This is a genomic window from Streptomyces liangshanensis (assembly GCF_011694815.1).
Taxonomy (GTDB): Bacteria; Actinomycetota; Actinomycetes; order Streptomycetales; family Streptomycetaceae; genus Streptomyces; species Streptomyces liangshanensis.
Map to the genome: position 1 here is coordinate 685,099 of NZ_CP050177.1, position 19,912 is coordinate 705,010.

Consider the following 19,912-nt stretch of genomic DNA (forward strand, 5'->3'; position numbering starts at 1 on the left):
TACATGGCCGGTTGTTCGAGCCGAGGCTACTGATCGCCCGCCAAGAGAGCGAGCCCAAACGGAAATTAACGGTCCGTTCTTCGTCACACGTCTTGAACACGTCTCTTGACCGCATGCCTTACCGGCGACCGCTGTTGACACCCCCTCAGACGCACCCGGTCCGCCGTCACGCGGGGGGCGTGGGACGGCGGACCGGGCGGGCCGGAGGCGACGGGGAGACTACTTCGGCGCTCCGACCAGCTTTGCCTGCGGGGACACCGCGTACCAAGTGCCGCCCACACCCTGGCCGTTGGTGTCACCCGGCTTCTTGTCGCCGCTGAAGGTGTACACGGGCCAGCAGTCGATGCTCTGCTGCTTGATTCCGTCGGGCCGGTCGAAGGTCACAAAGCCCTTCTCGATGATCCCCTCGGTGTCATTCTTGTCGACGGGGGCGACAACCGGCCACTTGTCGAGGCAGGGCCCGACGCAAGCCGACTTCATCGGCCACGCGGAGTCCTTCTTGAACCGGTAGACCGTCATGCCCTTGGAATCCACGATGATCTCACCGAGCTTCGGGTCCTTGCGGACCGAAAGCCCGGGCAGGTCGGCGACGGTGACGTCGGCGGCGGCGTCGGCCGGGGCGGCCTTCTTGCCGTCGGGGGCGGAGGCGAACCAAGTGCCGCCGACACCCTGGCCGTTGGCGTCGCCGGGGCTCTTGTCCTGCGCGTAGCGGTACATCGGCCAGCCGGCGATGGTGAGCTGCTTGGTGCCGTCGGCGCGGGCGACCTCGCCCAGCAGGGAGGGGTCGACACCGGCCGGGGCCTTGGCGCCCTCGGCGGACACCACGGGCCAGGCCTTCTCGCAGTCGCCCTCACAGTTGGACTTGGGCGGGCTGGCGGTGTCCTTGTCGAAGCGGTAGAGCGTGAAGCCCTCGCTGTCGGTGACGACCTCGCCGAGCTCCTTGCTGTCCCAGACGGCGAGTTGACCCGCCGCCGTGGCCTCGGTCTTGGCCGCCGTGTCCGAGCCGTAGGCGTCGGAACCGTAGCCGTCCCCCGCCGCGGCCGCGGCTCCGACCGGTTGTCCGTTGGTGGTGGTGGTGCCCTGCTCCTGACCGCACGCCGTCGTCAGGGCCAGTACGGCCACCGCGGTCACCGCGAGCGAGGCGTTCCGCCAGGTGTTCATATCAACTCCGCTTGTGAGTAAGTCAGTTGGGCGCCGGGGTGCGCCGGTTCATGGCCCTAAGTACGGGCCGGGCCCCGCCCCGCGTTCAACGCGGCCGGAAAAACTTTTCGGCGTCCAAACCTCCGCCCCGCCAAATCCCCCTATCAGGGGGAATTCTTCCGACTTTCCGCGTGTCGGAAAAATTTGAGGAACAAGATCCTGCCCGTGTACGGATCCCAAGTCGGCCGGCTGGTGGCGGCCGCCTCACTCATCTGGCTGTTCGCCGCGCCCGTACCGGCCGCCGCCACCAGCTGCGCCTACGCGTCCATAGGCCCGGACGGTTCGATCCGGGCGGTGGTGAGTACGGGGGGCGGGCACTGCCCGCCCTGGCCGCCGCATCCACCGCACCACTCGCACCCGCCGAAGCCGACACCGACGCCCACGCCCACACCCACCCCTACACCCACGCCCACTCCTACGCCGACACCCACCCCGACACCCACGCCCACCCCGACCCCGACGCCAACCCCGACACCCACCCCGACCCCCACCCCTGAGCCGACTCCGCCCGCCCCCGAGCCGACGCCCACCCCCCGGCCCGTGCGGCCGCCCCCACCACCGCCCGCACCCGCCCCCGAACCCCCGCCTCCACCGAGGCCGGCCCCGCCGGCCCCGTCGCCCAGCCCGTCACCGACCCCCTCGCCCACCCCGTCGGCCCGTCCGGCGCCGACCCCGATCGCCCTGCCCGCCTTCCACAAAGCAGTGCGCAAACAACCGCGCGGGGGCCCGTCCCCCGTCACGTTGATGCTGCTGATCACGGCCCCCGCGGCACTCGCCGTGGCCGTGCTGCGCCCCCGTTCCCGCTGACCCACGGAGGCTCCATGTCGGAATGGCTCGTTCTGAGCATCGCCATGGCGGCGGCCAGCGCCGTCGTGCTCACCATCGTCGTCATCAACAACCGCCGGCTGCCGGAGGACGACGACCCCACCGGAACCCCCGACGTCATGGAATACATGACGATGATGATCGGAGTGATCTACGCGATCGTTCTCGGCCTCGCGATAGCCGGCGTCTGGGAGGGCCGCAGCGCCGCCCAGGAGAACGTACGACAGGAGGCCCAGGCCCTGCACGAGATCCAGCAGCGGGTCCAGGTCTACCCCGCGGACATCCGCGAGCGGATCCGCGCCGACGTCGACGCCTACGCCTCGTACGTCGTGCACACCGAGTGGCCCCACATGTCCGAGCACAACGCGCTCAGCGCCAGGGGCACCCAGCTGTTCGAGCGGATCCGCTCGGACGTCTCGCGGTACGAGCCCCGCACCGAGCTGGAGGGGCAGACGTACCAGCCGCTGGTCGAGCAGGTGGCCGTCGCCGACGACGCGCGGGGCGCCCGCGGCCAGAACGCCGGGGCCACCATGCCGGGGGTCGTCTGGTTCGGCCTCATCGTCGGAGCCGTCGTCACCGTGGGGCTGATCTTCGTCCTCCAGATCAGACGGACGGCCAGGGAGCTGTTGCTGGCGGGACTGTTCAGCGTCCTGATCGCCTTCCTGCTCTTCCTCATCTGGGACTTCGACGCCCCGTACGGCCGCGGCATCGCCGCGACGGCCGCGCCGTTCGTCGATCTGTTCCCCTCCATCGGGAACTGACGCTCCCCCTTCACCGGTCGGCCCGGGACGGCTCCACCCGAGGCACGGCTGTCCGCCACCCGGGGGACGGCCGTGCCCCATTCGCCCGACAGCGATCGCGGCTGTGATAGTGCGCTCCTAGCGTTTCCGGCATCGAGGTGCATTCCGTGCCATTTGTGGAAATCGTTCCGCAGTTGCTCCTCGGGGACCCGGAGGATTCACCATGCGCGCGATACGAGCCGCGTCAGCCGCTCTGCTGGGAGCGACCGCACTCGCCCTGACGGCACCCACCGCGGTGGCCGCGCAGCGAGGCGGCGGCCTCGGCTTCACCGTCACGCCCTCCACGGTCGCGGCGGGCGGCCGGCTGACCCTGGCCGCCCCGGGCTGCCGTGCGTCCGGAACCGCGTCCTCCGCGGTGTTCGACACGGTCACGGTCCCCTCGGGCGGGACCGCGGCCGCCACCGTCGACTGGGACGCCAAGCGCGGCGCGACCTACCGGACCACCTTCACCTGCGGGTCGGGCGGAAGAGCGGCGGCCTCGTTCACCATCGCGGGCGGCGCGACGCCGACCCGTCCCCCCACCGTGCGGCCGACCCGCACCCCGGCGCCGGTCACCTCCGCCACCTCCGTCGCGCCCGGCGGCGTCCGGGGTGGTCTCGGCGGCAGCATCGGCGGGATGAACACCGCGGAGATCCTGGCGGGTACGGCGCTGGTGGTGGCCGCGGCCACCGGCACGATCTACGTCGTACGCCGCCGCGCGGAGACCCGCGGGCACTGACGCCCCGCCGGCCCACCGCTCGCACCGACGCCCGTCGCCCCGGGTCCTCGTACAGGACTCGGGGCGACGGGCGTCGGAGGTCGTGGCGACCCCGGGAGTGCGCGGGAGCCGGTCAGATCTGCCCGGCGGACGCGCGGCGGCGGCGCGCCAGGAAGAAAGAACCGCCGACCGCGGCCGTGGCGACGAGCCCGGCGCCGATCCCGACCTCGGTCGAGCTGGGCCCCATGGAACCGCCGAGACCACCCTGCGCGCCGCGCCCGGCGAGCACCTCGAACTGGTGGGTCTCAACGCGCGGGTTGTCGCTGCACCTGACGACCAGGTTGTAGCGGCCGGGCGTGGCGTTGTCGCGGATCCGCGCCGTGGCCGACACGTTCCCCGACGGGTTCACCGGGAAGCGGACCTGCCGGAAGGCGTTGGAGTCGACGGTGCCTCCGTGGCCGCAGCCCTGGGCCGAGATGTGGATCGTGCCGCCCTGGTGGACCGCGAACGGGTTGACGGTGACATTGCGGGGACCGTTGGTGGCGCCGGCCAGCGGGGCGGAGAGCGCCACGGCCGCGCATGCGGTCGCGGCGACCGCGAGAGCGCGTGAAGCACGCATCGTTGAACCTCCAGCGGAAGACGCCCCAAAGCGGTGCTCCGGGAAGATCGACGAGTACGCCTTCCATGACGAACCCTCACCGGGCCGCTCATTCACCGCATTTCGGCACTGGTCCACCCCGGTGAGGCGACACGCCGACAGAACGCCTCCCCGGCCGGTGGATACGCAGGTCACGGACCGTCAGAAGTTTTATACGGCGATTACTCGGATGGGCCAGCACCCCTCCTCCCGCCACCCGTTCGCCCCTCAGTGATCGCCGCCTCCGCACCCGGCACTTAGCGTGCCTACAGGCGCCCACGAAGGGAGAACCATGGGCCAGGACCACACCGTCCCGGAGTCGAGGAAGCGCGCCCCCTGGGGCGTGCTGGCTCTCGTCATGCTCAGCGGGATCGCGCTGATGCGGAACGGGGTGGAGGCGCCGCTGGGACCGCCGCAGCCCGCGGCGGCGGCCGCGCCGGCCGGCCAGACCGACCCGGCCGCCCTCGCCGTCCCCATGGCGGCCGTGAAGCCGCTGCCGTACGCGCCGATGTCCCGGGTGCGGATCCCGGAGATCAAGGTCGACGCCCCGGTGGTGGACGTGGGCCTGGACCGGGACGGCTGGATCGCGGCCCCCGCGCCGGAGGACCCCAACCTGGCGGGCTGGTACCAGAACGGGGTGGCGCCGGGGCAGCGCGGCACGGCGGTGGTGGTCGGCCATGTCGACAACCAGGCCGGTCCCGCCGTCTTCTACGGGCTGGGCTCGCTGGAGAAGGGCCAGCACGTGGAGGTCAGCCGCTACGACGGCCGGGTGGCGGTGTTCGAGATCTACGGCGTCGCGGTCTTCGCGAAGGACAACTTCCCCGGGCCCCGGGTCTACGGGGACAACGGCCAGCCCGAGCTGCGGGTGATCACCTGCGGCGGCGGCTACTCGAAGGCGGGCGGCTACGACGGCAACGTGGTCGTCTTCGCCCGGCTGGTCAGGACGCGCTGAGCAGCCGGGCGGGGACGGGGGGCTAGGGGCGGGCGGGGACGGCGGCTCGGGGCCGGTGGCGGGGTGGCGCCTCCTACGGATGCGGTACGCCGATCCCGTACCCCTCCGCGATCAGCTCGGGCAGGTAGCGGCGCAGCGCCGCCACGCTCTGCTCGCGGTTCCCGCCCGCGTCGTGCGAGAGCACGACGACGCCGGGTCCCGCGCCGTCCCGGACCGCCTTGACGATCCTGTCGGTGCCGGGGGTGGTCCAGTCGAGGGTGTCGACGGTCCAGGCGAGGGGTTCCATGCCCAGTTCGGCGCCGATCTCGAAGGAGTGCCGGTTCCAGGCACCGTAGGGGGCGCGGTACCAGACCGGCGGGGTGCCGGTGGTGTCCTCGATGACCTCGCTGGTGCGCTCCATCTCCTTGCGGATCGCGGACGGCGCGAGCTTCACCATCTGCGGGTGCGACCAGGTGTGGTTGCCCACGATGTGCCCGTCGGCCGCCATCTGCCGCACCAGGTCACGGTTGTACGAGGCCATCTCGCCGCAGACGAAGAACATGGCGCGGACGTCGTGCGCGCGGAGGGTTCTCAGGATGTCGGGGGTGTAGCGGGGGTCGGGGCCGTCGTCGAAGGTGAGCACCATCGTGTGGCCCACCTGGGGCAGTTCGAGGAACGGCTTCCGGCGGACCGGCGGCGCGGGGGTGAGGCGGCCGGAGGGGGCGTCGCCGGTCATGGGCAGGAGCCGGTAGGCGGCGGGGTTGCGGGCGGCCCCGGCCGGCGGGCGTGCGGCGGGCGGTCCCGCGGCGGGCGCCGGGGCCGCGGCGGCGCCCGGGGCCCTGGTCTCGCCCGGGAACATCACCCGTGTGGTGACGACGGCGCCGAGACAGGCCGCGATCCGGAGGAGGGCGCGGCGCCCCGGAATCATTTCTTCCTTTTTCATGACTAATGGCTCGCACAGCCGACGCGCCGGACCGCACACCGACACGGCCGCGCGGGCGAAAGCACCCGATGGGACCAGGATGCCCCCACCACCCAGGGCGGGCCCTCCGTCGGGGAGTTCACGGGCAGCGGATAGCCTGCGTGCCGTGACCGAGCAGCAGCCCACCTCATTCGAACGTGGCACCGACGGACCGAAGGTGATCGTCGTCGGCGTGGACGGTTCCCAGTCCTCGTACCGCGCCGCCGCCTACGCCGCGGGGCTCGCCCGGCGGCAGAGGGCCCTGCTCGCCATCGTCTACGTCCAGCCCGTGGTGTCGGCGGGGGCCGCCCTCGGCGCCCCGGCGACCGGCACGACCGGGGAGATCGCCGAGGAGCTGGTGGCCGAGATCCGGCTCGCCACCGAGCGGTTCAAGGACATATGGGACGTCCGCTGGGAGTTCCACACCTTCCACGGGGACCCGTACAGCGGCCTGGTCACCGCGGCCGACGAGCTCACGGCGGACGCGGTGGTGGTGGGCGCCTCGGAGTCGGCCGGGCACCGGATCGTGGGGTCGGTGGCGGTACGGCTGGTCAAGGCGGGCCGCTGGCCGGTGACGGTCGTCCCGTAACCCCCGTAACCCCGTGACCTGCCAGGACACGCCCCCGGACACCCGCTAGCGGGCCCTCGTGAGCCCGTCCGCCGCCGCGCCCCGGCCGAGGACCGCCTCCGTGATCGCCGCCTGCGCCTCCCGGTGGTCGGCGCGGCCCGGTGAGCGCCGCAGCGCCGCCGGCAGGTCGACCACCCGGCCCGCCCCGGTGTCCATCCACTGCGGGACGAACTCCGCCTTCACCACCGGCCAGCGCGCGCCCGGCGCGGCGGGCGGCGCGAAGGTGAAGCGGGCGATCGAACCCTGATTGCCCCGGGGGTCGTGCGCGCCCTGGTGGTTGACCATCGAGCCCGCGATCTGGTCACCCATGCCGTACACGATCCAGGTCCCGTTGACCTTCTCGTACGCCTGCGGCACGTGCGCGTGCGTCCCGAGGATCAGGTCGATGTCGGGCCGCCCGCCGGTCCGTGACGCGGTGAGCCGCCGCCCGAGGTCGAGCTGCGTGGCGTCCGGAGCCGTCTGCCACTCGGTGCCCCAGTGCAGGCTGACCACCACCACGTCGGCGCCGGCCGCGCGGGCGGCGCGCGCGTCGGCGACGATCCGCCGCCCGTCGATGCCCCGGACCGCCCAGGGCTGCCCGTCGGGCAGCGGATACCCGTTGGTGCCGTACGTGTAGGCCAGTTGGGCGACCGTGGCGCCGCCCGCCGTCATCAGCGCGGGGCGGGCGGCCTCGGCGGCCGTACGGGCCGACCCCGCGTGCCGGACACCTGCCCGGTCGAGCGCGTCCAGCGTTCTGCGTACGCCGGCCGCGCCGTCGTCCAGGGTGTGGTTGGACGCGGTGGAGCAGGAGTCGTAGCCGGTGTGGCGCAGTGCCTCGGCCACCTCGGGCGGGGACGTGAAGGCCGGGTAGCCGGTGTAGGGGCCGCCGTCCGCCCCGTACACCGTCTCCATGTGACAGATCGCCACATCGGCGCGTGACACCACGGGACGCACCCCGGCGAGCATGGGGCGGAAGTCGTAGCCGCGCCCGCCCGCGTCGGCGTGCGCCCGGCCGATCACGGAGTCGTGCGGCAGGACGTCACCGGAGGCGACCAGGGTGAACGCGCGGCGCACCACCCCGCCGCCGGCCGCCGAGGGCGGCGCGGACCCGGGCGGCGGGCGGTCCCGCGCGGCGCCGGGCGCGTCGTTCCGGTCCGGCGCGGCGCAGGCCGCCGCGGTGCCGAGGAGCAGGACGGCCGCGGCCAGCGCCGCGCCCTGTCGTCCGCGCTGGGTCATCGGCCGGACTCCGTTCCTGGAGGAAACCGAGGGAAACCACCTTGCATACATATAGTCACATAAATGGATGTCAGGTGATCAAGCCACCAAGGGACCCGAAAGGGACCGATCACCCGCGACGGGACCGTTCACCGCACCACTCGCCGCAGTGAGCGACCGCTCGTCGCACGCCTCCGCGCACCGTCTGTCCCCGGCCGCCGCCATGCGCTCGTATACGCGGGGCGACAGCGACGTCACCGGGAAGGGCGTGCACCATGACCACAGCGACAGCGACAGCGGCTGCCTCCGCGACGGCGACCGCCACGACCGACGAACGGGACCTGGCCACGCTCCAGCGCGAACACGGCGCCGCCCTGCTCCACTTCCTGCTGGGCCTCACCTACGGCGACCGGCAGCGGGCCGAGGACCTGCTCCAGGAGACGCTGGTACGGGCCTGGCAGCACCCGGAGGCGTTCACCGCCCCCTTCGAGTCCATGCGGCCCTGGCTGTTCACCGTCGGCCGCCGGCTGGCGATCGACGCGCGCAGGTCCCGGCTGGCCCGCCCTTCCGAGGTGGGCGACGAGATCCTGGCCGCCACCCCCGATCCCCGGGACCCGACGGAGTGCGCGGTCGAGGGGCTCGACGTACGGCAGGCGGTCCGGGCGCTGAGCCCCGAGCACCGGGCGGTGCTCGTGCAGATCTACTTCCGCGGGCTGAGCGTCGGCGAGGCCGCGCTGACCCTCGGGATCCCGCCGGGCACGGTCAAGTCCCGTTCGTACTACGCGCTGCGGGCGCTGGGCCGCTCACTGCCCGGCTACAGCCGGTCCTCGCCGCCGCCGGGGAGCGGCGGAACGTGCGGTTCGCGGCCCGCCGCGACCCCCTCGGCCACACCCGTCACAATCCACTCCCGTCGGCCGTCCGATCCCGCTCTTCTGGCCACGCGGGACGGCCACCGCCGGTTCAATGCTCCCTGAGGCAGGCTTCGGGGAAAGGAAGGAAGGCGGAAAGCATGCGTCCGGAATGTACCGAAGGGGCGGGCGGCGGAGGCCTGTTGGTGCCGATGGCTTGGATGTACGCGGAGTACGTCGCGGACGAGCTGCTGCGCACCGGCGACCTGATGCCGCCCACCACGCTGGAGTACCGGGCCGGCCGGGACGCGCTGGCCCTGACCATCTTCCTCTCCGACGGGTCCGTGACCGGGCCGGGCGGCGGGGCCAGGATGGCGGAGTGGCGCTCCCTCACGGCGTACGGGACGTCGTGGAGCGAGTGGGTGAGCCGCCGGCTGCGCGCCCTGGAGGCGGCCGGGGCGGGTGCCGGGGCCGCCGACCCCGATCTGGAGCTGGCGGGGGCCGCCTGGCGGTGGCTGGAGGAGACCGAGCTGCTGGCGCCGGACCTGGACGCGGTGGGGCCCCCGGGCCCGGTCGGTGAGGAGCCGTTCCCGGGCGCGGAGGAGGAGGGGCCGCAGGTGTGGACCCCGGCGTGGCAGCTGGGGCTGCCGCTGGGACACCTGGCGATCCAGCTGTTCTGAAGCCGTACGGGCCCCCGCGCCCGGGCGCGGCGGTCAGGTGCCGTGCACGCCCGCCCGGTACTTGGGGATGCGCACGGTGATCCGCATCCCGGCGCCGACGCCGGTCTCGATGACGAGGCCGTACGCGTCCCCGTACACCTGGCGCAGCCGCTCGTCCACGTTCAGCAGTCCGATGCCGGTGGACGCGCCGCCCTCGCCGCGCAGGATCTGCCGCAGCCGGTCCGGTTCCATGCCGACCCCGTCGTCCTCGATCACCACCTCCGCCTCGGACCCCGCGTCGAGCGCGCTGATGGTGATGCGGCTCGTGGTGACCGCGCCCTCCAGGCCGTGCTTGACCGCGTTCTCGACCAGCGGTTGCAGGCAGAGGAAGGGCATGGCCACCGGCAGCACCTCGGGCGCGACCTGGAGGGTGACCGAGAGCCGCTCGCCGAACCGGGCCCGGACCAGGGCCAGGTACTGGTCGATGGAGTGCAGTTCGTCGGCGAGGGTGGTGAAGTCGCCGTGCCTGCGGAAGGAGTAGCGGGTGAAGTCGGCGAACTCCAGCAGGAGTTCCCTGGCCCGCGCCGGGTCGGTGCGGACGAACGAGGCGATGGCGGCCAGCGAGTTGAAGATGAAGTGGGGGGAGATCTGCGCGCGCAGCGCCCGGATCTCCGCCTCGATGAGCCGGGTGCGGGAGCGGTCCAGCTCGGCCAGCTCCAGTTGTACGGACACCCAGCGGGCCACCTCCCCCGCCGCCCTGGCGAGGACCGCCGACTCGCGGGGCGCGCAGGCGACGAGGACGCCGAGCACCCGGTGGTCGACGGTCAGCGGGGCGGCGACGGCCCACCGCAGCGGGCAGTCGAGGTCGTCGCACCGGACGGCGAAGGCCGTGCCCCGGCCCCCGCCGAGCACCCCCTCGACCTGCTCCATGACGTGGGCCCCGTGGTGCTCCCCCAGCCCGTCCCAGACCAGCACCCGGTCCCGGTCGGTCAGGCACAGCGCGTCCGTGCCGAGCAGCGAGCGCAGCCGCTTGGCGGCCTTGCGCGCGCTCTCCTCGGTGAGCCCGGCGCGCAGCGGCGGTGAGGCGAGGGACGCGGTGTGCAGGGTCTCGAAGGTCGCGTGCTCGACGGGTGTGCCGACGTCGCTGGTACGGACGGGGCGGGCGGTACGGCGGCCGAGCAGGAACCCGCCCGCGAGCAGCAGCGGGCCGAGCACGATCAGGACGGCGAGGGCGGCGGCTCCGCTCATCGGGCGCCGCCCTTCGCGCCGGGGGCTCCCGGGCGGGGGCGCGGCATCAGGGTCTCCGGGAGGTGGAAGCGGGTCATCGCGGCGTTCGTGCCGGGCGGTATCCGGCTCCGGGTGGCCAGCGAGACCAGGATCATCGCGAGGAAGCCGACGGGCACCGACCAGACCGCGGGCCAGGCGAGCAGCGCGTGCGGCCAGCCGGAGGTGACGGCGCCGCTGACGGTGACGAGCGTGGCGACGAACGCCAGTCCCCCGCCGAGCAGCAGTCCGGCGACCGCGCCGGGCGGGGTGAGCCGGCGCCACCAGATGCCGAGCACCAGCAGCGGGCAGAAGGAGGACGCGGAGACCGCGAAGGCCATGCCGACGGAGTCGGCGACGGGCATCCCGCTGACCAGCAGCGAGCCGCCGAGCGGGACGGCCATCGCGAGCGGGGTCGCCAGGCGGAAGTGGCGGACGCCCCGGGAGGGCAGGACGTCCTGGGTGAGGACACCGGCGACGGCCATGGTCAGCCCCGAGGCGGTGGAGAGGAACGCGGCGAAGGCCCCGCCGGCCACCAGCGCGCCGAGCAGTTCGCCGCCGAGCCCGCCGATCGCGCGCTCCGGCAGGAGCAGGACGGCCGCGTCGGCGTCGGTGCCGTACGGCAGCTCGGGGACGTACAGGCGGCCGAGGGCCCCGTAGACGGGCGGCAGCAGGTAGAAGGCGCCGACGAGGGCGAGGACGACCACCGTGGTGCGGCGCGCGGCCCGGCCGTTGGGGCTGGTGTAGAAGCGGACGACGACGTGCGGCAGGCCCATCGTGCCGAGGAAGGTCGCCACGATGAGTCCGTACGTCGCGTAGAGCGGGTGGTCGGCGCGCACGGCGACGGCGGTGAGGGCGAGGTCGACGCGCGGGCGGCCGTCGCCCTGCCAGGCGAGCAGCAGGAAGATCGCGGGGACGAGCAGCGCGGTGAGCTTCAGCCAGTACTGGAACGCCTGGACGAACGTGATGCTGCGCATCCCGCCCGCCGCGACGGCCACCACCACGACGACGGCGACGAGGACGCCGCCGAACCAGTAGGGCGCGCCGGTGAGGATCTTCAGCGTGAGCCCGGCGCCCTGGAGTTGGGGGATCAGGTAGAGCCAGCCCGCGCCGACGACGAAGACGCTCACGAGCCGGCGCACGGGGCGGGATTCGAGCCGTCCCTCGGCGAAGTCGGGGAGGGTGTACGCCCCCGAGCGGCGCAGCGGGGCCGCGACGAAGACCAGCAGCACCAGGTAGCCGGCGGTGTAGCCGACGGGGTACCAGAGCATGTCGGGGCCGTGCAGCAGGACCAGCCCGGCGACGCCGAGGAAGGAGGCGGCGGAGAGGTACTCGCCGCTGATGGCGGCGGCGTTGAGCGCGGGGCGGACGGTGCGGGAGGCGACGTAGAAGTCGGAGGTGGTACGGGATATCCGCAGCCCGAAGCCGCCGACGAGGACGGTCGCGACCACGACGACGGCGACGGCCGTGACGGTGTAGCTCTGGCTCATGGGAAGGGCCGGCCCTTCACGAGCCGGGCGAAGTCCCGTTCGTTGCGTTCGGCGCGGCGGACGTACCACCAGCCGAGGAGGGTGAGCAGCGGGTACGCGGCGACACCGAGCACCACCCAGACCGCCGTGGCGTCGTGCAGGGCGGCGAACGCGAGGGGGAGGGTGCCCGCGACGAGGGCGAGGACGCCGAAGGCGGTGAGGCCGGCCCGGAGCTGACCGCGCATCAGGGAGCGGACGTAGGCGTCACCGAGCGCGGTCTGCTCGTCGATCTCGGCCTGGGGCCGGTAGCGCGGCAGCGGGCGCACACGCCGGGGCTCGCCGGTGACGACCTCGCGCTTGGGCGTGGTTTCCCCTGCCCCTGTCATGGTGGCTCCCCGTTTCGGCGTCACGCGGCCCGCGACCGGCGGGCGGTCGGGGTCCGGGTCGGAGGTCGGGCGGATGGAGGTCGGGCGGATGGAGGTCGGGCGGATGGAGGTCGGACCGTAGCAGGACGGGCGGTCCGGGTACGGTCAGCGGCCGGCCTGGCGCATCAGGAGGTCCCGCAGCCCGCGGGCGTGGCGGCGGCTCACGGCGAGTTCGGCTTCCCCCACGCGAACGCTCATGGCGCCCGCGTCGAGCCGCAGTTCGTCGATCCGGGCGAGGGCCACGAGGTGGCGCCGGTGGATCCGGACGAACCCGCGGGCGCGCCAGCGCTCCTCCAGGGTGGTGAGGGGGACCCGTACCAGATGGCTGCCGGTGTCGGTGTGCAGCCGGGCGTAGTCGCCCTGGGCCTCGGCGTAGGCGATGTCGGCGACGGCTACGAAGCGGGTGACACCGCCGAGTTCCACGGATATCTGGTCGGCGGCGGTGTCGAGGACCGCGGGCCGGTCCCCCGCCAGCTCGGCGACCCGGCGGACGGCCTCGGCGAGCCGTTCCGTGCGGACGGGCTTGAGGACGTAGTCGACGGCCTTGAGGTCGAACGCCTGGACGGCGAAGCCCTCGTGGGCGGTGACGAAGACGATGAGGGGCGGTTCGGCGAAACCGGCGAGGAGCTTGGCGACGTCCAGACCGGTGAGGCCGGCCATGTGGATGTCGAGGAAGACGACGTCGACGGCCTCGGGGTCGTGGGGGCCCGCGTCGAGCGCGGCCCCGATGCGGCGCAGGGCCTCGGTGGCGCTGGTGGCACCCTCGGCGCTGCGGACCCGCGGGTCGGCCCGCAGGAGGTACAGCAGCTCTTCGAGGGCCGGTTCCTCGTCGTCCACGGCCAGTACACGCAGCATGAGGCGGGAGTTTAGACGGAGAGGGCGGGTCCTCGGCGGTGTCGTCGAGCGAGAGCGCCGGTTCGTTGAGTGATTCGGCGCCGCGCTGCGTACCAGACGGCATGCGGACCTTGGACCTCCATCGCGATGTCGGTGCCTATTCACTGGGCGTGCTCGACGCCGCGGACGCCTTCCGCTTCGAGGATCACCTGATGGAATGCCCTCAGTGCACGCTGCTGCTGGCCGACTTCGGTGGTGTGAAGGCGCAACTCGACGAGTACTCCCGGCGGACACCGGCCGAGGTGGCGCCCTTCGCCGCCGCGAGCCCCGGGCTGCTGGCCGGCCTGATCGACCGTACGGCCGAGGCGCGGCGGCGCGGTCACCGGCGGCGCCTCGCGCTGGTCGCCGCCGTCGCGGTGCTGGTGGCCGGCGGTCCGCTCGCGGTCCTGCTGGCGGCGGACTCCGCGCCCGGCTCGTCCCGGGTCGCGACCGCGTCTCGGTGGACGGCGACGGATCCGGTGACCGGGACGAAGGCGGCGGTGACGGCCCTCGCGACGACGTGGGGGACGGACGTGGGGCTGGAGATGCTCCGTTCCGACACGGCGGGGGTGTGCGCGCTGGTCGCGGTCGGCCGCGACGGGTCGCGCCAGACCGTGACGACCTGGGAGGCACGGGCGGACGCGGCGATGCCCCTGGTGACCCGGGGCGGGGCGGCACTGCCGCCGGAGGGCATCGACCACTTCGAGGTCAGGACGGCGGACGGGGTGCGCTTGGTGTCGCTCGGGGGGATGGGGCGGGAGGAGTAAGCGGGGGTGCGGCCGTCCGGCCGGGTGCTCGGGGGGGCCTGGGGCTGGCCGGTGCCTGCAGCCGGTGCCCGGAACTGGGCCGGTGCCCGGGGCCGGGATCGAGGCGGTGCCTGGAGCTGGGCCGGTGCCCGGGACGGCCCCCCCGGGGAGTGGGACCGGGCGGCACCCGGGGCCAGGTGCTGGGCCGGTGCCTCTGAGGCCGATGCCCGGGCCGGGCTGGTGCCTGGGGCTGAGCCGGTGCCCGAGGCCGGGATCGGGGCGGTGCCTGCGGGTGGGGCCGGTGCCCGGGGCGGCCCCCGGCGGCGGGACCGGGGCGGCGCCCAGGAGCCGGGCAGGCGCCTGGGACGGGGCCTAGGCCGAGCCGGTGCCAAGGGCAGGCCGGTGCCTAGGATCGGTGCGTGGGACCGGGCTGGGGCTGTGACCCGCGCCTGGGACCCGGCCGGTACTGAGACCGGTACCTGGGGACCCGGCCGGTGCTGAAACCCGTGCCTGGGGACCCGGCCGGCCCTGAGACCCGTGCCCGGGACCGGGCCGGTACTGGGACCGGTGCCTGGGACCGGGCCGGTGCCGGGGCGGGTGCCCGGGACCCAGCCGGGGCTGAGACCCGTGCCTGGGACCGGGGCGGTGTTGAGACCGGCGCCTTGGAACCGGCCGGTGGTGGCGTCGGCGCTCGGGGGTCTCCTTACTTGAGGAGGCGGGACAGCCTTCGGTCTGCCAGGGGTTTGCCGCCCGTCTGGCAGGTGGGGCAGTACTGGAGCGCGGAGTCGCTGAACGACACCTCGCGGATCGTGTCGCCGCACACGGGGCAGGGCTCCCCCTTGCGGCCGTGCACCCGCAGGCCGCTCTTCTTCTCCGCCTTGAGCCGCCCGGCGGCCACCCCGCGCGAACGCTCGATCGCCTCGGTGAGGGTCGCGCGCATCGCGTCGTACAGCAGCGTGATCTCCTCCTCGGTGAGGTTCTTGACCGGTTTGAACGGGGACATCTTGGCGGCGTGCAGGATCTCGTCGCTGTACGCGTTGCCGATCCCCGCGATGAGCCGCTGGTCGCGCAGGGCGCCCTTGATCTGGCGTCGTTCCCCGTCGAGGAGCCGGGCGAGCGCGTCCCGGTCGAAGGAGGGGTCGAGCGGGTCGGGGCCGAGGCGCTCGATGCCCGGCACGTCGGAGGGGTCGCGGACCAGGTGGACGGCGAGGCGCTTGGTGGTGCCCGCCTCGGTCAGGTCGAAGCCGTCGCCCTCGGCGAGGACGACGCGCAGCGCGAGCGGCCCCTTGCCGGGGCGGGGCGGCGCCGGGGGGAACGTGTCCTTCCAGCGGAGCCAGCCCGCGCGGGCGAGGTGGACGGCGAGATGCAGCCCCGCGTCCGCCGCGACGATGTCGAGATACTTGCCGAACCGGGCCACGGAGGTGACCGTGGAACCCTCCAAGGCGGAGAGTGGCGGATCGTAGGTCTTGAGGACGTTCACCGTCAGGGGCAGGACACGCACGATCTCCTTGCCCACCAGGTGGCCGTCCAGGAACTCTCGGAGGGCTTCGACTTCGGGTACTTCCGGCATGCTTCCAAGCGTGCCGGAAGCGCGGTGCGAACGCCCGGCGAGCCCGTCGGCGCGCCGGGCGGAGGCCGGGAGCCCCGGCCGGGCAGTCCTGGCGGCCGCCGGCGACGAATAGATCCGGAGGAGGCGGGCCCGGTCCGGGCGCGCCCGTCGGAAGGAAGGCATTTCCGTGCCCGTACGTGATCGCCGAGCGAGCGTCTCGCCGGCCCTGGTGCTCGAGAGCACCGCCACCCGGCCCCGCGCGGCCGTCCTGCTGATGCACGGGGGACGCTCGGAGGGCGAGGAGCCGCCGTCGCGGCTGAACCTGCCGGGGGCCAGGATGTGGCCCTTCACCCGGGCGGTGCTGCGGGCGACGGCGGGGCTCGACGTGGTCGTGGGCCGGGTGCGCTACCGCCACCGGGGCTGGAACGGCTCGCGCGCGGACGCGGCGCGGGACGCGTGCCGGGCCCTGGACGAGATGGAACAGCTGATCGGTCTGGTGCCCGTGGTGCTCGTGGGGCACTCGATGGGGGGTCGCGCGGCGCTGTCCGTGGCCGGGCACGACCTGGTCACCGGGGTGGTGGGGCTGGCGCCGTGGTGCCCGGTGGACGAGCCGGTGGCGCACCTCGGGGGCCGGGGGGTGGTGTTGCTGCACGGCGACCGCGACCGGGTGACGGACCCGCGCGGCAGTGTGGCGCTCGCGGCCCGGGCCCGCGAGGCGGGAGCGCGGGCGTGCGCGGTGCTGCTGGCGGGCGGCGACCACGCGATGCTCCGCAGGGCGACGGCATGGCACACCCTGGCGACCGAGTCGGTCACGGGACTCCTAGGCGTGGGTCCCCTTCCGGACGCGGTGGGCCGGTCACTCCTGGACGGCGGAGCACCGTCGACGGTGTGAGGGGGGCGGCCCTGGGGCGCGTAACCGGACCCGGTCCGACCAGGACACACCCGAGCGGTACGGGTCCGTGTGCGCCCAACACCCCGACACCGGGACCCCGCCCACACGGTGACGCCCGAGCCGGGCGACGCAACACGACGTACCCCACCGGCCCGGCCCACCGCACCACGTGACAGCCCGCCCCGCGCGGCACGGCCGCACCCCGACTGTCGGGAGCCCTCCCGCACGGTGATGGGCGACGTGGCGTACCCCGACCGCCGGAAACCCGCCCCGTCCGTGAAGGCGGTCGCCGCCGGGCACGTCATCTCGGCCGGCTGGGCGGGGTCGTACGGCTACGAGGTCGTCATCCGGCACGCGGACCCACAAGGCGGGAGCCTGGGCGAGCGGTTACCACACGGGAGTCGACTTCCCCGTCCCCACCGGCACCCGCGGTGACGGTCCGTCCCACACGACGCGGCGCGACGCGGCCCCGCGCGCGGTGACGGTCAGTCCCGGGCGGCGGTGACGTTGCCCTAGGCCTCCGTCGGCCTACCCCGGACGAACGTCCTCAGAGGCCGTACACGCGGCGGGCCGTGGTGGTGAAGACCTCCGTTCGTTCGCTCTCGCTCAGGCCGTCGGTCACGGTGCGGGCCGCGTCCAGGACCTCGGTGTACGAGGCCGCCAGGCGGGACACCGGCCAGTCGGAGCCGAACATGAGGCGGGACGGGCCGAAGGCGCCGATGACGATGTCGGCGTAGGGGCGCAGCCCGTTGGGGGTCCAGGAGTCCCAGGCCGCCTCGGTCACCATGCCCGACAGCTTGCAGACCGTGTTGGGCCGGGCCGCCAGCGTCTCGACGTGGTCCGCCCAGGGCTGGATGGCGCCGGAGGCGATGGGCGGCTTGCCGAGGTGGTCGAGGACGAAGGTGAGGCCGGGCAACAGTTCGGCCGCCTTGGCGGCGGCGGGCAGCTGGGAGACCTGCACCACCAGGTCGTACACGAGCCCGGCCTCGGCGACGGCGGCCAGTCCGCGCCGGACGTCGGGCCGCAGCAGCCACTCGGGGTCCGGTTCGCCCTGGACCTGGTGGCGGATGCCGACGAGCCGGTCGCCGCCGGGCAGCTCGCGCAGGGCGGCGAGGGTGTCGGCGACGTCGGGCGCGGTGAGGTCGGTCCAGCCGACCACCCCGGCGACGAGGTCGCTGCCGTGGGCGAGGGCGAGGAACTCCGGGGTCTCCTCGGCGACCGTGATCGTCTGCACGACGACGGTGGCGCTCACCCCGGCGGCCCGTGCTTCCGGCTCCAGGTCGGCGAGGGTGAAGTCGCGGCGCAGGGGCGCCAGGTCGGGTCCGGTGATCCAGTCCTGGTCGCGTACCGACAGGTCCCAGAAGTGGTGGTGGGCGTCGACGACGTTCGCGGGCGGGGTCATCATGCGTCAGGGCTCCCAGACGACGGGCGGGCCGGCGCCGGCGCCGGCCGCGGGGTGATCGTGCACGGTGTCGAGCGGCCGCGCCGGGCGGGCAACAGGCGTGCCGAGCGGCGCCAGCCGGCGGCCGTACGTGCGGACGGCCCCGTCCGCCGGGCGCGGCCGGGGCGCACGGGGCCGCCGGCACGTACGGGGCCTGCGGCGCGCACGGGACCGTCCGCACGTACGGGGCCGTCCGCACGTACGGGGGTGTTGGCACGTACGGGGGTGTTGGCACGTACGGGGGTGTTGGCACGTACGGGACCGTCTGCCAGCACAAAGCCCTCGGCGCGCACGGAGCCGTCCTCACGTACGGGGCCGTCGGCGCGCACAGGACCGCCGGCCAGCACCGGCACCTCGGCGCGCACAAGGCGCTCGGCCCGCACGGAGCCGTCCGCACGTACGTGGCCCTCGGCGCGCACGGGGCCGTCGGCCGGCACCGGGCCGCTGGCGTGCACCGGGCCATCGGCGCGTACAGGGCCGCCGGCACGTCCGGGGCCATCGGCCAGCACCGGGCCCTCGGCCCGCACGGAGCCGTCGGCCAGCACCGGGCCCTCGGCACGCACCGGGCCGTCGGCGCGTACAGGGCCACCGGAGCGCACGGAGCCGTCCGCACGTACGGGGCCCTCGGCACGTACGGGGCCGCCGGCACGCACGGAGCCGTCCGCACGTACGGAGCCGTCCGCACGTACGAGGCACTCGGCGCGTACCGACGTGCGCGGCCGCGTCGGGCTCATGCCTCCGTCCCGTCCTCGGCCAGTAGGCCGCCCGCTCGCAGCTCCGCCCATACGTCCTCGGGGACCTCCCGGGCGAACTGCTCGGCGGAGTCCCGTACCTCGGCGGCCGAGCGGGTGCCGACCAGGACGCTGGCGACGGCGGGGTGCCGCAGCGGGTAGTGCAGGGCGGCGGCGCGCAGGGGCAGGCCGTGGCGCCGGGTGACGGCGTCCATCCGCAGGGCCCGGTCCAGGACGGCGGCCGGGGCCGCCGCGTAGTCGTAGGTCGCGCCGGGCCGGGGGTCGGCGAGCAGGCCGGAGTTGAAGACCCCGCCCACGACGACGCTCTTGCCGCGCGCGGCGGCCTCGGGGAGCAGCGCGGTGAGGGCGGATCCGTCGAGGAGGGTGAAGCGGCCCGCGCAGAGCACCACGTCGACGTCGGTCTCGCGCAGGAAGCGGGTGAGCATCCCGGTGGTGTTCATCCCCGCGCCGATCGCGCCGATCACCCCCTCGCCACGCAGTTTCTCCAGCGCCGGGTAGGCCTGGCCGAAGGCCTCGTCCTCGTGGTGGTCGGGGTCGTGCAGGTAGACGATGTCGATCCGGTCGGTGCCGAGGCGGCCGAGGCTGGCCTCGATGCTGCGCCGGACGCCGTCGGCGCTGAAGTCCCAGACACGGCGGTGCGTGGCCGGTACGGCGAAGCCGGTGGCGAGGTCGTCGCCGGGGCCGTCCGCGGGGATCTCGTCGGCGGGTACGGGTTCGAGGAGGCGGCCCACCTTCGTGGAGAGGGTGTACTCGTCGCGCGGCCGGTCGCGCAGCGCCTCGCCGAGCCGGCGCTCGGAGAGCCCGAGGCCGTAGTGGGGCGCGGTGTCGAAGTAGCGGATGCCCGCGTCCCACGCGGCGTCGACCGCGGCGGTGGCCTGCTCCGGTTCGACCGGGCTGTAGAGATTGCCGATCCCGGCCGCCCCGAAGGACAGTCCGGTCACCTGGACCGCACTGTGTCCGAGCGTGGTGTGCCGCATACCGCTGGTGCCTCCCCACATGTCCGCCGGTGGCTTCCGAGCCGCCGGTCACGTCGTCTACGACGATCACGACGAATATTCATCGGATGACTGGGTGGCGTCAACACCTCGGGGTCAGCAGTTTCGCACCGATCTGTGGCGATCA

General features: G+C 74.1%; 19 protein-coding genes and 1 pseudogene. 9 read left to right on the forward strand and 11 right to left on the reverse strand.

The genetic code is table 11. From position 1 onward, the window contains the following. Positions 1-219: 219 nt before the first annotated feature. On the reverse strand, positions 220-1,161 hold the full coding sequence (locus tag HA039_RS02965) for an SCO0930 family lipoprotein (protein WP_167023317.1): 942 nt from the start codon (positions 1,159-1,161) through the stop codon (positions 220-222). An 860-nt stretch (positions 1,162-2,021) separates the two neighbouring features. On the opposite strand from HA039_RS02965, the gene HA039_RS02970 reads away from it, so the two are divergent. Then, on the forward strand, positions 2,022-2,786 hold the full coding sequence (locus HA039_RS02970) for a bestrophin-like domain (protein ID WP_167023320.1): 765 nt from the start codon (positions 2,022-2,024) through the stop codon (positions 2,784-2,786). Between the two features lie 202 nt (positions 2,787-2,988). Further along, entirely contained in the window at positions 2,989-3,543 is a 555-nt protein-coding gene (locus HA039_RS02975) for a hypothetical protein (protein WP_167023323.1), read from the forward strand. A 112-nt stretch (positions 3,544-3,655) separates the two neighbouring features. Here HA039_RS02975 and HA039_RS02980 read toward each other — a convergent pair whose 3' ends face one another. Next, a complete protein-coding gene (locus HA039_RS02980) occupies positions 3,656-4,141 on the reverse strand; it encodes a hypothetical protein (RefSeq protein WP_167023326.1) in 486 nt (161 codons plus the stop codon). A gap of 310 nt (positions 4,142-4,451) precedes the next feature. On the opposite strand from HA039_RS02980, the gene HA039_RS02985 reads away from it, so the two are divergent. Further along, on the forward strand, positions 4,452-5,111 hold the full coding sequence (locus HA039_RS02985) for a class F sortase (protein WP_167023329.1): 660 nt from the start codon (positions 4,452-4,454) through the stop codon (positions 5,109-5,111). A gap of 73 nt (positions 5,112-5,184) precedes the next feature. Here the strand turns inward: HA039_RS02985 and HA039_RS02990 are convergent, their stop codons facing one another. Continuing rightward, positions 5,185-6,033 carry a polysaccharide deacetylase family protein gene (locus HA039_RS02990; protein WP_167023332.1) on the reverse strand — a complete coding sequence of 283 codons (849 nt, stop codon included), beginning with the start codon at positions 6,031-6,033 and terminating at the stop codon, positions 5,185-5,187. Positions 6,034-6,178: 145 nt separating this feature from the next. On the opposite strand from HA039_RS02990, the gene HA039_RS02995 reads away from it, so the two are divergent. Next, positions 6,179-6,640 (forward strand): universal stress protein, encoded by a 462-nt coding sequence (locus HA039_RS02995; RefSeq protein WP_167023335.1) that lies wholly within the window; start codon positions 6,179-6,181, stop codon positions 6,638-6,640. A gap of 45 nt (positions 6,641-6,685) precedes the next feature. Here the strand turns inward: HA039_RS02995 and HA039_RS03000 are convergent, their stop codons facing one another. After that, on the reverse strand, positions 6,686-7,894 hold the full coding sequence (locus HA039_RS03000; RefSeq protein ID WP_167023338.1) for a CapA family protein: 1,209 nt from the start codon (positions 7,892-7,894) through the stop codon (positions 6,686-6,688). Between the two features lie 254 nt (positions 7,895-8,148). On the opposite strand from HA039_RS03000, the gene HA039_RS03005 reads away from it, so the two are divergent. Continuing rightward, positions 8,149-8,847 (forward strand): sigma-70 family RNA polymerase sigma factor, encoded by a 699-nt coding sequence (locus HA039_RS03005; RefSeq protein ID WP_167023341.1) that lies wholly within the window; start codon positions 8,149-8,151, stop codon positions 8,845-8,847. Positions 8,848-8,882: 35 nt separating this feature from the next. Continuing rightward, complete coding sequence (locus tag HA039_RS03010; RefSeq protein ID WP_167023344.1) at positions 8,883-9,401, forward strand: hypothetical protein; 519 nt, start codon at positions 8,883-8,885, stop codon at positions 9,399-9,401. Between the two features lie 33 nt (positions 9,402-9,434). Here HA039_RS03010 and HA039_RS03015 read toward each other — a convergent pair whose 3' ends face one another. The 4 genes from HA039_RS03015 to HA039_RS03030 all read right to left on the reverse strand — a co-directional run bounded on the left by HA039_RS03015 (position 9,435) and on the right by HA039_RS03030 (position 13,392). Beyond that, on the reverse strand, positions 9,435-10,628 hold the full coding sequence (locus HA039_RS03015; RefSeq protein ID WP_167023346.1) for a sensor histidine kinase: 1,194 nt from the start codon (positions 10,626-10,628) through the stop codon (positions 9,435-9,437). After that, on the reverse strand, positions 10,625-12,133 hold the full coding sequence (locus HA039_RS03020; RefSeq protein ID WP_167023350.1) for a sodium/solute symporter: 1,509 nt from the start codon (positions 12,131-12,133) through the stop codon (positions 10,625-10,627). Before HA039_RS03020 ends, HA039_RS03015 begins: the two co-directional genes overlap by 4 nt. Further along, the gene (locus HA039_RS03025; protein WP_167036073.1) at positions 12,130-12,438 is read right to left on the reverse strand and encodes a hypothetical protein; all 309 of its coding nucleotides are present in this window, start codon (positions 12,436-12,438) and stop codon (positions 12,130-12,132) included. The genes HA039_RS03020 and HA039_RS03025 overlap by 4 nt, the downstream gene beginning before the upstream one ends. 204 nt (positions 12,439-12,642) lie before the next feature. Beyond that, the gene (locus HA039_RS03030) at positions 12,643-13,392 is read right to left on the reverse strand and encodes a LytR/AlgR family response regulator transcription factor (RefSeq protein WP_167023353.1); all 750 of its coding nucleotides are present in this window, start codon (positions 13,390-13,392) and stop codon (positions 12,643-12,645) included. Between the two features lie 149 nt (positions 13,393-13,541). Between HA039_RS03030 and HA039_RS03035 the strand changes: the two genes are divergently transcribed. Next, positions 13,542-14,177 carry a hypothetical protein gene (locus HA039_RS03035; protein ID WP_481906678.1) on the forward strand — a complete coding sequence of 212 codons (636 nt, stop codon included), beginning with the start codon at positions 13,542-13,544 and terminating at the stop codon, positions 14,175-14,177. Between the two features lie 682 nt (positions 14,178-14,859). On the opposite strand, the gene HA039_RS03040 is transcribed toward HA039_RS03035, so the two are convergent. Continuing rightward, a complete protein-coding gene (locus HA039_RS03040) occupies positions 14,860-15,726 on the reverse strand; it encodes an Fpg/Nei family DNA glycosylase (protein WP_167023358.1) in 867 nt (288 codons plus the stop codon). Between the two features lie 253 nt (positions 15,727-15,979). Between HA039_RS03040 and HA039_RS03045 the strand changes: the two genes are divergently transcribed. After that, positions 15,980-16,597: an alpha/beta fold hydrolase gene (locus HA039_RS03045; RefSeq protein ID WP_167036076.1), complete on the forward strand. Its 618-nt coding sequence runs from the start codon at positions 15,980-15,982 to the stop codon at positions 16,595-16,597. A 270-nt stretch (positions 16,598-16,867) separates the two neighbouring features. Next, positions 16,868-16,957, forward strand: a pseudogene (locus HA039_RS33745) (M23 family metallopeptidase); the annotation flags it as partial. A gap of 187 nt (positions 16,958-17,144) precedes the next feature. On the opposite strand, the gene HA039_RS03055 reads toward HA039_RS33745, so the two are convergent. Further along, positions 17,145-17,999, reverse strand: a complete 855-nt coding sequence (locus HA039_RS03055) for an amidohydrolase family protein (RefSeq protein ID WP_167036079.1) — start codon at positions 17,997-17,999, stop codon at positions 17,145-17,147. Positions 18,000-18,768: 769 nt separating this feature from the next. Beyond that, a complete protein-coding gene (locus HA039_RS03060) occupies positions 18,769-19,767 on the reverse strand; it encodes an aldo/keto reductase (RefSeq protein ID WP_167023361.1) in 999 nt (332 codons plus the stop codon). Positions 19,768-19,912 lie beyond the last annotated feature (145 nt).